General features: G+C 41.3%; 11 protein-coding genes. 5 read left to right on the forward strand and 6 right to left on the reverse strand.

Annotation, left to right across the window (positions count from 1 at the left end; genetic code table 11):
* Positions 1–33: 33 nt before the first annotated feature.
* Positions 34–1,074 carry an NAD(P)H-quinone oxidoreductase gene (locus HQQ94_RS03995; RefSeq protein ID WP_173293204.1) on the forward strand — a complete coding sequence of 347 codons (1,041 nt, stop codon included), beginning with the start codon at positions 34–36 and terminating at the stop codon, positions 1,072–1,074.
* Between the two features lie 365 nt (positions 1,075–1,439).
* Positions 1,440–1,889 carry a hypothetical protein gene (locus HQQ94_RS04000; protein ID WP_173293205.1) on the forward strand — a complete coding sequence of 150 codons (450 nt, stop codon included), beginning with the start codon at positions 1,440–1,442 and terminating at the stop codon, positions 1,887–1,889.
* 9 nt (positions 1,890–1,898) lie between these two features.
* On the opposite strand, the gene HQQ94_RS04005 is transcribed toward HQQ94_RS04000, so the two are convergent.
* The 4 genes from HQQ94_RS04005 to HQQ94_RS04020 form a co-directional block, all read right to left on the reverse strand.
* Positions 1,899–2,933: an aldose epimerase family protein gene (locus HQQ94_RS04005; protein ID WP_173293206.1), complete on the reverse strand. Its 1,035-nt coding sequence runs from the start codon at positions 2,931–2,933 to the stop codon at positions 1,899–1,901.
* Between the two features lie 39 nt (positions 2,934–2,972).
* On the reverse strand, positions 2,973–4,139 hold the full coding sequence (gene galK / locus HQQ94_RS04010) for a galactokinase (RefSeq protein ID WP_173293207.1): 1,167 nt from the start codon (positions 4,137–4,139) through the stop codon (positions 2,973–2,975).
* Between the two features lie 232 nt (positions 4,140–4,371).
* On the reverse strand, positions 4,372–5,964 hold the full coding sequence (locus tag HQQ94_RS04015) for a cation:proton antiporter family protein (protein ID WP_173293208.1): 1,593 nt from the start codon (positions 5,962–5,964) through the stop codon (positions 4,372–4,374).
* A 169-nt stretch (positions 5,965–6,133) separates the two neighbouring features.
* Complete coding sequence (locus HQQ94_RS04020; RefSeq protein ID WP_173293209.1) at positions 6,134–7,939, reverse strand: protein-disulfide reductase DsbD; 1,806 nt, start codon at positions 7,937–7,939, stop codon at positions 6,134–6,136.
* A gap of 343 nt (positions 7,940–8,282) precedes the next feature.
* Between HQQ94_RS04020 and HQQ94_RS04025 the strand changes: the two genes are divergently transcribed.
* The gene (locus HQQ94_RS04025; protein ID WP_173293210.1) at positions 8,283–8,828 is read left to right on the forward strand and encodes an FxsA family protein; all 546 of its coding nucleotides are present in this window, start codon (positions 8,283–8,285) and stop codon (positions 8,826–8,828) included.
* A gap of 45 nt (positions 8,829–8,873) precedes the next feature.
* On the opposite strand, the gene HQQ94_RS04030 is transcribed toward HQQ94_RS04025, so the two are convergent.
* The gene (locus tag HQQ94_RS04030; RefSeq protein ID WP_173293211.1) at positions 8,874–10,739 is read right to left on the reverse strand and encodes a protein kinase; all 1,866 of its coding nucleotides are present in this window, start codon (positions 10,737–10,739) and stop codon (positions 8,874–8,876) included.
* 293 nt (positions 10,740–11,032) lie between these two features.
* The gene (locus HQQ94_RS04035) at positions 11,033–11,542 is read right to left on the reverse strand and encodes a DUF2938 domain-containing protein (protein ID WP_173293212.1); all 510 of its coding nucleotides are present in this window, start codon (positions 11,540–11,542) and stop codon (positions 11,033–11,035) included.
* 388 nt (positions 11,543–11,930) lie between these two features.
* On the opposite strand from HQQ94_RS04035, the gene HQQ94_RS04040 reads away from it, so the two are divergent.
* Together HQQ94_RS04040 and tcdA are read left to right on the forward strand one after the other, a co-directional pair.
* Positions 11,931–12,602, forward strand: a complete 672-nt coding sequence (locus tag HQQ94_RS04040; RefSeq protein WP_173293213.1) for a thiopurine S-methyltransferase — start codon at positions 11,931–11,933, stop codon at positions 12,600–12,602.
* 221 nt (positions 12,603–12,823) lie between these two features.
* Positions 12,824–13,639 (forward strand): tRNA cyclic N6-threonylcarbamoyladenosine(37) synthase TcdA, encoded by an 816-nt coding sequence (tcdA, locus tag HQQ94_RS04045; RefSeq protein WP_173296504.1) that lies wholly within the window; start codon positions 12,824–12,826, stop codon positions 13,637–13,639.

Consider the following 13,639-nt stretch of genomic DNA (forward strand, 5'->3'; position numbering starts at 1 on the left):
AATATCAAATCATTATTGTAATAAGACAAAATTATGCTAAGTAATTCACTGCCTCAAGAGCACGCTCACGTGACTTATGATATGCCCGGTCAACCTAGTGTGCTGTATCTTGCACGATCTCCATTGCCGCAAATAGAGGCGGAACAAGTGTTAATTAAGGTGCATGCAGCTGGTCTGAATGGTCCTGATTTAGCTCAGAGAAAAGGACTTTATCCAGCACCTCAAGGGGCAAGTCCTATTTTGGGCTTAGAGGTTGCCGGTGAAATTGTAGAAATTGGGGCTGAAGTCAATCAGTGGCAGCTTGGCGATCAAATCTGCGCCTTAGTTCCAGGTGGTGGATACGGAGAATATGTGGTGACGGATGCTAAGCATTGCTTACCAATTCCTAGAGGCTGGCGCTATCAAGATGCCGCAGCGATTGTGGAAACTTTTTTCACTGTTTGGGGAAACCTGTTTATGCGCGCTGGATTAAAGGTGGGTGAAACAGTCTTGATTCAGGGTGGCTCTGGAGGGGTCGGCAGTGCTGCTATTGTGTTGGCTAAGGCATTCGGAGCCCGTGTGATAGTGACGTCTGGTAGTGATGAAAAGTGTGATTATTGCTTACACTTAGGGGCCGACCTTACGATTAATTATCATGATGATTTTGTGAAACCTGTTATGAAATATACGCAGGGGAAAGGTGTTGAAGTGGTGTTCGATGTGGCGGGTGGTGATTTTATTAATCAAAACCTTAAGGTGTTAGCTGTCGATGGGCGTATGGTGTCCATTGCTATGCAAAGGGGGATGACAGCTAACGTTGATATTTTTCGGATCATGGCCAAACGATTAACTTGGACTGGATCGACACTAAGGCCACAGAGCGCTGCGGCTAAAGCCGAAATAGCGGCTGAATTGTTAGAAAAAGTTTGGCCATTGATGGGATCAGATCCTATCAATAACGATAAACTTAAACCACATATTTTTGCTGAATTTTCTCTCGATGACTGTGTCAAAGCGCATGAGTTGATGGAATCCGGACATCATAGAGGTAAGTTAGTATTGTCTCTTCTTGCCGAAAAAAATAAGCCCACTTAGTCGGTAGGCTTATTAAATGATCACTTTTTCATGTCATTTAAATAGCACTAAAGCCGTTTAATCATTATTTTTTTTAAACCTTTATTATCATTTAGTTATGTTTATTTGTTGTCGTTTTTAACTTGATTTTCGCAGAAAAAAGAAATGAAAACTTGAATAACTGATGCTTTCAACTAAATTCGATATGAGTTTAGATATTCATTTTTTAGTGAAGTACGACACAAAGTAAAGATGAAGTTTACATTCACTGTTATTTCTCAGTTGATGTGAATTTAATTTGCAATAGCATAGGTTGGTATGGGTTAAGAGTGTGTCTTTTATCTTGTATTCATCCTGTATGTGTTAATTTAAGGGGATTGGCATATATGTATAACACAGTGAAGACACCAATTTGGTATGGCGAATTAAGAACGGCTCGTGGTAATGCTATTGTCATTCATGACAAGCAATTCCCTGATGCATCTGCAGGTAGGATTTATCTTTATAATACAGAAAGAGATTCGATCATCGAATATGCAGAAGAGATCGTTCAAAATAATCTCCATGATCTGGATAAGGAATCCAAAAAGGCGGCAGAAAATACCTATGGTGCTGCATGGGATTTTGCGCGAAAAGAGTTTATGGATAAACATGATGGCTGGGTTGAGGTTAATAATACCTCGACACATAAATCTTTGGCTAATAGCGCTAAAGAGCCTCCAGTCAAAAAAAATATAGTTGAGCAAGCAGATAATACAGATACAGAGCTTGAAGATGATTACGAGAGCCAAGATCCTGAACTTGCGAATAATTGGCCCGATGATGTAGAAGACTAATTGACGTCACTAAAATGTCTCAAATTGATAGCGACTTATGTGGTGGTAGACTTGATTGGGCAGTATCCATGGATTGCATATAAGCTCAGTTTGATTCGGCCCATTGGGGATTTGTTGTGGTTCCATGCAAACAGCTTGATGCTTGTTAAGGAGCTGACCATAGCGTCCTTTTTCTCCCCCCAGAAAGTTAGCTCCATATATCTGCACGCTTGGTTGGTTAGTATACAGTATCATACTTCTCCCTGAATGAGGGGCACTTAGTGAACCAAAATGCGTGAGTTCAGTACTTTTAGCTCCAGTCAAATAACAGTGGTCAATGCCACAAGTTGTGCTAAAAGCTGGATCATCTTGAGCGTTAGCAAACGCTTTAATTTGGCGAAAATCTAGATTAGTCCCTTTTACACTACTTACTTTAGTCGGCAAGCCCAACTCATTTAACGGCAAGTACATTTGACTTTTTATCTGGAGAAAATGGTCACGATTTGATATCGATTGGTTTGATTCTAAATTGAAGTAGCTATGTTGAGTCAAACTTATGGGGCAAGGTTTATTTGTTGCAGCGAAAATTTCCATATAGAGGTTATTTCCAGTGAGTCGATAATCCAGTTGAATATTGCACTTTCCTGGAAACCCCATATCACCATCTGGGCTGACTAAACTCAGTCTGACACCATCCGGTAGTTGGCCGATATGCCAATGTTTGCGATTAAAACCTTCACTGCCTCCATGAAGGCAGTTAGTGGCCTGATTTACATCCAGTTGATAATGTTCATTGTTAAAGCTCATTTGGCCATTCGCCACTCGATTGGCATAGCGCCCTGCGATAGCGCCTAAATGTGCATCTTGGGCTAAATAGTCCTCAGCCGAGTCACATCCTAATACCACATTACCTCGTTCTCCCTCTCTGTTTGGTGTCCAGAGCGAGCGTATGATCCCTCCTAAGCTCAACACTTCTAGTGCTATGATGCCGTTATCTATTGTCACTCGTTCAATTTGGCCTCCACGGGGGTCTTGCCAAGGTGCTAGTGGACGGAAACTTACCATAACAGGGCCCTTTTCTCCGTGATATTGATACCAGAGGTATTAATAGAGTCGTTCATCGATTCGAGTTGCACCATCGCATGCGGAGCATAAATAGACAGTGGCTTCAAGCCCAGTTTGTTGTGTATATTGTTGTTCAATTGCTGCGACGACTGCATCGGTAAGTGCATGATCAACTAAGGCGACCACACAGCCACCAAATCCACTTCCCGTCATTCTGACGCCACCACGTTTGCCTACAACAGTGGATATGATATTAACAAGACTATCAATTTCTGGCACTGTGATGTCAAAATCATCGCGCATTGATGCGTGAGATTGTGCCATCAGTTTACTGAGTTTAGGGATATTTCCGGCTGCTAATGCATGAGCTGAATGTTGAGTTCGTCTATTCTCAGTCAGTACGTGTTTTGCACGTCTGTAATAAGTATCTGACAGTGCATCTTTTGATGCGTCAAGTTGATTGAGTGTTAAGTGTCTTAAGCTGTCTAGACCAAAGTGTTTAGCGACGCTAGCACACTCATCACGTCTCAGGTTATATTCCAATTTTATTGATTCTCGTTGCACATTAGAGTTGACGATGATCAAACTTAGATTGTCTGGGATTGGGACTAATTCACTGTCGAGATCTTCACAATCGATCAGTAATGCATGATCTTGCTGAGCTAATGCACTGATCATTTGATCCATGATGCCACTGGCACGACCCACATATTTATTTTCACCACTCAGGGCTATTTGAGCAACGGCTAAGGGGGATAATTTGAGCTGGCTACAATCATTAATCGCAGTACCAAATGCAATTTCTAATGCAGCAGATGAAGATAGTCCCGCATTTAAGGGAACATTGCTTACGACTGAAATATCTAGTCCTTTAGCGGGGAGGCCTGATGCGGCCATTGTCGCAGTAAAACCCTTTAGATAATTGATCACACCATCTTTTGGATCCATCTCTCCTTCGATGCCAAATAGCCATTCTTTTATGTCACCGGGATTGGTGTCAGAAATGACACGATACAAGGCGTCTTCACGGCGTTTTACTGCAATAACAGTATGAAAGTTAATGGCGGCTGGAAGCACGAAACCATCATTATAATCTGTATGTTCCCCGATCAAGTTTATCCGACCTGGTGCCAGATAGAGGGCATCTGCGGTGGTGCCAAAAGTTTGCACAAATAATTTTTTTGCGCGCTGAGTGGGGTTCGACATGCTTTAATGCTTCTCTAAACAAATAGTGAGTTTGCTATATTGGTATTATTGTCAATATAGCAGTGAGTATGTTGGTCGCTAATGACCGCGCTTATCTCGAGCTTAATTTCATTTATATCAGACTTTAGTTATTCTGTAACTGAATGTTTTATCTTGCTAGCTTAATCAAGTCTTCTTTTGCTTAACTTGATATAAGTTAGCGATTATTTTTTATGATAAACAAATGAAATTGTTAGTTTTTAGTGTTTTCGATTTGCACATCTTTTATTGCATGATCGACAAAACCGGCACCAGCGGCTTCGTATAGATTATAAATACAATTGACTCCTGATTCTCTCAATGATTCTGCATCTTCACTGTACTGGACTATGGCACTTAACTTACCTTTGTAGTTAAGTTTCTGTAGTTGCTTTACTGCAAATAGGCTACCAATATGATGGGGCATAGCTAACAGTACGAGCTCCAGATCAGGGGCGTGACCTAATTGTTCCCAGAAGTCACTATCACAGGCATCACCCTGTACAACATTGCGTCCTTCACTTTGATGGAAATCGGTCAACTCTTGTTTATGTTCAATTCCTAAAATTTCGCCATCAAATTTTATTTTTAGTTCATCATACGCCCCACAACCGATCCGACCCATGCCTAAGATAAGAAATCTTGGGTTACCGATTGGTATGAGTCTATCTTCTGAATGTAGCGGATTTTTTTCTAGCTTAACTAAGCGGCGCTTTAATGTTTGGTATATCCTGCTAGATGCAGCGTTTAAAGGTGCTGCTAATAGAAAACTCATGCTCAATGCAACGGCAAGGATAACCATCCATTGAGAGGGAAGCCAGCCTTTAGTTGTGGCTACAGCCGCGACGATTAATCCAAACTCACTATAGTTACCTAAGCTAAATGAGCTCATTAAAGCGGTACGAGATCTAAGTTTAAAGCGGGTTAATAGGTAAAGAAAAAAGAGTATTTTAATGGGGATAATTAGCACTAATATCGTGGCGAGTCCAACATCAGAGAAACTGGGTAACCCATTAAGCCCAACAGTTAAGAAGAAAGCCACGAGGAAGAGTTCTTTGAAGTAAAATAGTGATTTGGCAAGCTCTGAAGATTTCGGGTGTCCAGCGAATAAAATACCGATAATTAATGCGCCAAGATCCGGCTTAAGGCCAACCGTTTCAAATAGCCAAGCACCTAAGACTAAGGCCATCACCAGACCGAATAATACCAGCAGCTCACCGTGACCGACTTTGTCGAACACTCGATAGAGAAGTGGCTTTGCCAAGGGTAGAAGCAAAAGCCCACATGCCCAGACAGAAGGAATATCCCCTTTAGATATCGTCAGAAAGGCCACGGCGAAGATATCTTGCATAATCAAAATACCAATAGCAACACGGCCATAAAGTGATTGCATGTCACCTTTATCTTCAAGTACTTTAACTGCAAAAATAGTACTGGAAAAACTCAGTGCAAAAGCCAAGAGTGCTAATTGGTTTAGATCTAGGTTAGTGAGCTGATCTAGGCCAAGCATACCTAACAATTTAAGCAGAGTGATAAAGAAAAGCATCGAGCCCATTAAGTGAAGACTTGAGCCTGCCCATACTTCAGCTTTAAATAAGCTCTTGATATCCAATTTAAGACCAATAGCAAACAGGAGTAAGGTAACACCGAGTTCAGCCAGTTGTTCCAGCAATGGTAAGCTTGAGTCGTCGATACCAAATAAAAATAGTGCAAAGCCCGCGATGAGATAGCCAATTAGCGGCGGTAAGCCAATTCGACTGACCAACATGCCACAAGCTAAAGTGATGATAAGAATGGCGGGTTCCATGGCTCTCCTCATTGTATTAAGTTTATGAATTATTAGTGTATAATATTTAAGTTAATTAAAAATAAAAATAGTCGATTAGTCTTTTAAAAATCGCTGAATAGCAATTTTAAGATAAATAAATGTAAAAAAAGCCTCTATTTCTGAGGCTTTTATTACATTTGAGAATGGATTATTTATTCAATAAAAGATCCAAGTGTGTGGCAAAGGGATCCGGTTTCATAAAACCTGTGATTCTAAGCTCATCACGTAATTTACCAGAGGTATCAAACATCAACAGAGTAGGTAAGCCTAAGACGTTGTAATGTTCTAATAGCTCGATATCAACCATATCGTTGTCGGTGACATCTGCTTGTAGAAATACTATTTGAGACAGACGTTTTTGTACTTGTGGATCTTTAAAAGTAATCGCTTCAAATTCTTTACAGGCAACACACCAATCGGCGTACAGGTCTAGCATCACGGGTTTACCTTGAGCGGCGGCTGCAGCAACTTCAATGTTTAAATCAGCGAGAGATTTGATGCGTTTATGGTCATCTTGTTGCACTGGCACATTTTGGCCAGAGCTTTGTTCGCCAAATTCTGTCATGACAGCTTGAAAGCCGTAGGAGAAGCTGGCTAATAAACCTAAGGTGAGCAGTACTGCTCGAGTTGACTGTTTCCAGCTAAATTCGGTCAGCTTATTTTGGTGCATGAGGTAACCAACGAGTACAATCCCCCAAATTGACCACAAGACATCAGAGATAAAGCCTGGCCAAATTCGACTGACCATGACCACAGATACGGCAATCAGTAGGAAGCCAAATACTGTTTTAATCACATCCATCCAACTCCCCGCTCTTGGCAGTAGCTTGCCACCAGAGGTGCCTATAATAAGCAGAGGCACGCCCATGCCCATACTCAGTACATATAACGCTAAGAAGCCTTGTAGTAGGTCTCCGGTCTGAGCAACATAAACGAGCGCACCGGATAAGGGGGCTGTGGTACAAGGTGAGGCAACTAGACCTGAAATGATCCCCATCAAGAAGACACCAGCCGCATTGCCCCCTTTTTGATTATTGGAGAAACGGTTCATTTTCTCCTGCCAGCTTGAAGGAAGCTTAAGTTCATAGAGGCCGAACATAGACAGACTCAAAACAAAGAAGAGTACGGCTAAAACGATGAGAACGACTGGGTGTTGCAGAGCCGCTTGATATTTCATTCCAGCTGATGCAACAACTAAGCCTAACAGGGAGTAAGTGATTGCCATGCCTTGCACATAAACCATCGACAAGCTAAAGGCTTTGGCTGTGGATAGTTTTTCACCTTGGCCGACGATAATGCCTGACAGGATAGGATACATAGGGAAAACACAAGGGGTTAAGGCTAGGCCTATGCCTAAACCGAAGAAGATGATTAAGGTGCCGAGTAAACTACCGTTGGTTAGCTTTTGGCTTAAGCTATCTTGCTGGGTTACGGGCTGCGAAGCTGAGTCATTTTCAATGTGACTGTTTTTTGAATCCTCTTCAGGAGACACCTTTGATAAAAGTATTTGCTTTTTAGTCGGAGGGTAGCAGAGTTTTCCTTCGGCGCAGCCCATAAAGGTGACGCTGACAGTGCTTTCATCATTCGCCTCTTTCAGTGCGATTGGAATTTCGATGAAGGAGTAGTAAACCTCTTGTTCACCAAAATATTCATCCTTGTGTTTTTTACCTGTAGGTAAGCTTATTTCATTAAGCTGAGCACCATTCGCTTCAAACTTGAGTTTATCGCGGTACATGTAGTAACCATCTGCAATAACCCAGCTTACTTTAAGTAGGTTGCCTGCTTGTTTGAACTCGAAGACAAAGGCTTCATCGACGGGCATCAAAGTCGGCTCACCTTTAAGGAAGTTGAACTGACTGTTACTAAAGACATCCTCACCGTGAGCCAAAGGCGTCAGTAACAGCATTGTACTGGTGAGGACGAATGAAAGGATTAGGGGTATTATTTTTTTCATATTTATCAGTTTCTTTTGTCCAATAAAAGCATCTAGGGATGATCTGTACTCAAACGATCTCAAGAGGCGGTATGATAAGCATCTTTGAGTGGCTTGGGTATGTATGTTACGGTCCAAGTTGGTAATATATTAACTGCTGTTAATTTATGTTGTGTGGCTATGCTATGCAACTTACTTTACACGTTCTTTTACTTACTTACTGTGCGCTAGTGAATAGAGTGAGTTTTATTGTCATATTAATGAATGGGTACGATATTTCATTTGATAATAGACCCGTAAACTCCCATTTAGTTTTCATATTGAGTACAATTGATTTTTATTTGCCGTAATTTGTGAGGTTAACGTGTTTTTGGTTTTTATTGTCATCTTTATTTTGGTTCCCGTGATCGAGTTAAACGTGTTGATTCAGGTGGGGGATGCCTTGGGAAGCTTGACAACGGTTGGTTTGGTATTTTTAACAGCGATTGTGGGTGTTTCTTTAGTGCGTAGTCAAGGTATAAGCACCTTGATGCAAGTTCAACAGAAGCTCGCGCGCGGAGAAGCACCGGGTCAGGAAATCGTTGAGGGGATGATGTTGGCCGTTGCTGGCTTGCTGTTATTGATCCCAGGTTTTGTGACCGATACGATAGGACTATTACTTTTGACGCCAATGACTCGCATTCCTGTTGCTGGTTTTATCTATAAAAAAATGCAAGTTAAGGTCGCTGCTAATGGCGGATTTCAGGGAGGTTTTGGGCAAGGTAATCATTCACCTTTCGGTCATCCCCCGCCTAACAACAAGAGTAATAACCCTGAAGGTGGTGATACGTTTGATGGCGATTTTGAGCATAAATCCGATACTGATGAACATAGAGTTGAACATAAAAAAAATAATGATGAACAAAAATAGTGTTGTTATATAGGAAAACATACTTTTCATGTCAAGTGTGTTTAGTTATTTAAGATTGATATTTTTTGGGTTTTTCGGATAAAACCATTCTTTTTTACAATCAATATGACTGAATTTTCGGGTGTTCTTGTATGGTAGTTTCATAAAGCCAGAAACACCTTTACCTTGTATTTTATCAACATGGTGCAATATTCTGTCGAGGCTAGCCCTAAACTCTACTTGTTTTTTTGGATTAAGAAGTCTTAAATAGCTGTGTATTTTCATGTGTTTTGGAAGAACCTCGAAGATGATGCAACCAGTGTGATGGATTTTATTTATCCAGCTTAGCTCTGTCATTATTTCATTGGGAAGCTCGAGATTTTCATCAGGATCGCGCCCATCTTCGAAATAAGAATGCAGACGAGATTTATTTTCAAGAGAAGGGATCTTGCCAACTTCGAATGGTAGCTGTTGACTTGGCGTTATTTGGAAAGGCGTGTTTGTGTCGTCGCGCTCTAAGTGCAAGGTGTCCCGGGCGTTGAAGAAGCAAGCTTTAAACACGCCGATACGTCGGATCCCTCTGGCGAGAGTCACCATATTATTGACTGCTAAGATAAGGGCTTTTTTTTCTTCAAGGTTATATAGAGCAAGATTTGAATCGATGAATATGCCTGTTTCTCGCCAATGTATTGCAAGTCCGCCGACGATAGAGTATTGACTTATACGACCTACTGCAGCAATAAAGCCTTTCTCGGTATCGCCCATGCCAGCCATAAAATTACGATAGTATTTTTCTAATTGCAGATCATCCATTTTGTTGATGGGATCAGCACTGGTGTGCTCTTTTAAGAAGGACTTTCGGGAACTATATATGACAGTTTCAACATCTCGTTCTCGACTCAGGTCCCAAATAGGAATATCTTCGACTCGTGGAGGAGTATCGAGCTCAGGAAGGTGTAATCTATGACTATGAAGCATACTTTTTAGAAAGTAATCACCCGCTATTTTTCGCTGGAGGGGATCTTCGCTGAGCATGCCATCCAATGTTCGAGCTAGCTCCATTGGTAGGCCGATACAGGTGGCTTTAATGACTTTACTACCAAAACGACTGGCTTGGCCTGATGCTATAGCGTAAAGCGTTGCAGCAGTGCCTTGTTCATCAAACCGAGTACTGGATAACTCACCATTAAGTTGCTCTTCACCAATAAAGTAGACATCGCCCATTCTTGCATTAGTATGTTGATGATCGCTTGAGAGTAAATTCATCACATTGTCATTGACCGGATGACCTTGGGCATCACGTTGCGCAAAGACCGCCGATCCCCAGTCGATAAGTGAAAGGTGATTAGTTTGCACATCATAAACCAAGTTAGAAGGCTTTATATCCCCGTGCACCAAAGGGCGACCGTGATGTAAGTATTGTAATATATTCGCTAACTGCCTAGCGATATTCATGACCATATAAGCGGGCAGTGCACCTCTTTTTAGGCAAAGTTGTTCGAGATCCTCTCCGGGAGCACGAGCCATGACTAAGATCCCTTGCTTGCCACCGCGAGCAAACTTTATGGCGGGAGGAACATTAGGGTGTTTGACCTGAGAAAGCATAAAAGCTTCTTCTTCTAGTCGATCTTGAACATGCTGAGGTAAAGTTACCCGAGAGAATTTAAACACATGATCCGCACCATGTGGATCGATACCAGAAAACACAAATCCATAAGCGCCTTTACCGACCAAATCTAAATCGACATAGCCTAATTTAGCCAGTTGTTGCTTACATAAACGGATCCATGCTCTGTGTTTGCGAGCATCATTGGCTTTAAGTAGGTAAATTGACTGCTCTTCAGAGATATAAAAGTGTTGCAGTTGGGGTTCTGACTTAGCGGTTGTCGAATGAGAGTTTACTTGCTTCGATGGCGGTTGGGAGTTCGGCATATTAGGTCATTACGCTCGCATTAAGGATCAGTCGTTATTAAATCAATAAGGCGAGTTTATGCCAATGTTTTTATCGTAAAATTCATAAATAGTCGATTTGAGTCAGGCACGCTGTGTCACAAACTTGTTTGAGGAGTTTAAACGTTGACAAATTTAAAACGGGTAGCCGTTTAGCGGAAGTGGTGTGCCTGATATTTTTGCCTTAGTACGATAGTTGGACAATGAAATCGATATGAACGAATGGCTAAATGTATCAAAAAATAACACTTCGGGTGTTATTAAATATTAAGCACTTAGCCAAGGATACGGTTGACAAACATCAAGGCTATTCCAGAAAGATACAGCCCAATTCCAAATGAGAGATGTGCACCTAGACTACGTAATCGCGCCACGTTAGGCTCAGGTGTCTTAGATGCGGCAATGCCAGCCCCCATGCCCGGTTGCAGAATCAAGAAAGGCGCTAACACAGTAATAAGACCCATTAATATAGCAGGTAATAGACTGGGTGCCTGTAACCATTCTATGCCCCAAATGCCCAATAAAATGGCAGAAAAAAAGATCCCTATAAGATAATGCACGATCCAGCCAAGTATCTTCTCTCCAGTAATAGCAAAAGCTTGTCCGATGTTAACGTGAACGAATTGTCCTTGGAAAAAATGTCCAACCCAGCGACCGACCATGGCATAATTTAGTGAGGGGATCTTAAATCGTCGCAATAAAAACATGGCCCATAAATCCATCACCAAAGTAGCACCACAACCTAGTAATATCGCGGCTATTATAAATTCTACACTCACACTCATACCTCCCTATATAATGGACACAGTCATTTTTATACCTGCTTAACTCACATCACAAGGTAACCATTCTTCCCATAAACCGTATCACCTTCCCAATGGAAAATCTTATTTTTTCATCCACACAAGCGTGACGCTCACTAATATCGACTCGCTTTCGGATAAGCGTTGCTCTAGCTTCAATCTTATCCCTTTTCTACATGGATGTGGCGAATGTCTGTATTGCAGGAGCAAATACAGCCCTTGCCTTCAGGACGTTAAATTCTCGCTGAATGAACTATTGCTTAATGCACCTGGTATCATCACTGAACTTTTTTACATCTGAAGTTTGATTTCTATTAGAGTATTGGCATTGTTCTTGAAAAACGATATACGAATTGAATAGGATAAATGTATGGAATCTAGTTTTTGGAGTCGTAAATGGGATGTTCAACAGATAGGTTTTCATCAGAATAAGGTTAATCCTTTACTGATTAAGTATTGGCCTAGCCTTAACTTATTAGCGGGATGTGAGGTTTTTGTTCCCCTGTGTGGCAAGAGTTTAGATATGTGTTATTTGACTGAATTAGGCCACAAAGTTCAGGGTTGTGAGCTAAGCGAAGTTGCTGCAAAACAGTTTTTTGCTGAAAATAATCTTGCCTACTCGATGACTCCATTAGTGACGTCTAAAGGCCAACTTAGCAAATTTGACTCAGCGCGAGTGACGTTCTATCAAGGTGATATTTTTACTTTGACGGCAAATGAGCTTCCCTCTTTGAGTGCTTTTTATGATAGAGCGGCCTTAATTGCTTGGCCAGAGTCTATGCGTCAGGCATATGTTGGTAAGCTTGCTGAACTGCTGCCTCCTAAGAGTATAGGCTTGCTCATTACCTTAGATTATCCGCAAGAAGCGATGAAGGGGCCGCCTTTTTCTGTATCTGATGACTGGGTGCTCGCTAATATGAGTGATGATTTTGAAGTAGAGCGACTTAACTGTGAAGATGTATTACCTAGCAACCCTAAGTTTGTCGATAGTCAGGTTCCTTGGTTAACAGAGTCAGTGTATCGACTCACAAGGAAAGGTTAACACTCATCTATTTAAGAATAGCCCTAATTTGGGAATATCTTTTTGCTGCAGTACCTTATGCCAAATCAGGCGAATTAAGTTAAACAAGGTTTAGTGATTATCCATGAGATAAGATAAAATTAAAGTACTTATTATGATGTTTACTAAAGTGAGCAAGCTTCTGTTGGCAGTATCGGGATCTTGGTTAGCTAAATATTTTTTTGGAGCGAGTGTTGGAAGAAATGGTGCTTTCTGAAGCGTATATTAATCGATTTTCAGGTATTGGCCGTTTGTATGGCCAACAAGCTTTGCGGATATTTGCGCAATCACATGTGACTATTGTGGGGATTGGGGGCGTGGGGACATGGGTTGCAGAGTCATTAGCCAGAAGCGGGATAGGTGAAATAACGCTTATTGATCTAGATGATATTTGCGTAACAAATACTAATCGTCAAATTCATGCGCTGAAAGAGACGATAGGTGAGTCTAAAGTTGAAGTGATGGCTGAGCGCATTTTACAGATTAATCCAGAATGTAAAGTTAACCAAATTGAAGATTTTATTACCCCGGAAAATTTAGGTGATTACTTTATAGGAAATAAGGGAGGAGGCAATGTAGATTTTGTGGTTGACTGTATTGATGCCGTTAAACCAAAAGCAGCATTGATTGCTTGGTGTAAGCGGCAAAAACTGCCAATGGTCACTGTTGGTGGTGCTGGTGGTCAGGCAGACCCAACTAAGATTCAAGTTGCTGATTTAGCTAAAACTTATCAAGACCCTTTATTAGCCAAGGTACGTAATATATTACGGCGAGAGTACAATTTTTCTAAAAATGTGCAACGGCGTTTTAGTATTGAAGCAGTATTTTCGACTGAGCAACTTGTTTATCCCCAAGCTGATGGCAGTGTGTGCAACACCAAATCGAATACTGATGGCAGTATGCGAATGGATTGTGCATCCGGTTTTGGTGCTGTAACAGTCGTTACTGGTACTTTTGGCTTTATTGCTGCGAGCCGAGTATTAATTAAATTGGCTAAAAAAGTAGAGTCATCAATGTGA

Source organism: Shewanella sp. VB17 (assembly GCF_013248905.1).
GTDB lineage: Bacteria > Pseudomonadota > Gammaproteobacteria > Enterobacterales > Shewanellaceae > Shewanella.

Excerpts from the sequence above, each read along its gene's own strand:
- tcdA (WP_173296504.1), top strand. The coding sequence starts at position 12,824 with ATGGTGCTTTCTGAAGCGTATATTAATCGATTTTCAGGTATTGGCCGT.
- HQQ94_RS04035 (WP_173293212.1), bottom strand. The coding sequence starts at position 11,542 with ATGAGTGTGAGTGTAGAATTTATAATAGCCGCGATATTACTAGGTTGT.
- HQQ94_RS03995 (WP_173293204.1), top strand. The coding sequence starts at position 34 with ATGCTAAGTAATTCACTGCCTCAAGAGCACGCTCACGTGACTTATGAT.
- galK (WP_173293207.1), bottom strand. The coding sequence starts at position 4,139 with ATGTCGAACCCCACTCAGCGCGCAAAAAAATTATTTGTGCAAACTTTT.
- HQQ94_RS04000 (WP_173293205.1), top strand. The coding sequence starts at position 1,440 with ATGTATAACACAGTGAAGACACCAATTTGGTATGGCGAATTAAGAACG.
- HQQ94_RS04030 (WP_173293211.1), bottom strand. The coding sequence starts at position 10,739 with ATGCCGAACTCCCAACCGCCATCGAAGCAAGTAAACTCTCATTCGACA.
- HQQ94_RS04005 (WP_173293206.1), bottom strand. The coding sequence starts at position 2,933 with ATGGTAAGTTTCCGTCCACTAGCACCTTGGCAAGACCCCCGTGGAGGC.
- HQQ94_RS04040 (WP_173293213.1), top strand. The coding sequence starts at position 11,931 with ATGGAATCTAGTTTTTGGAGTCGTAAATGGGATGTTCAACAGATAGGT.
- HQQ94_RS04020 (WP_173293209.1), bottom strand. The coding sequence starts at position 7,939 with ATGAAAAAAATAATACCCCTAATCCTTTCATTCGTCCTCACCAGTACA.
- HQQ94_RS04015 (WP_173293208.1), bottom strand. The coding sequence starts at position 5,964 with ATGGAACCCGCCATTCTTATCATCACTTTAGCTTGTGGCATGTTGGTC.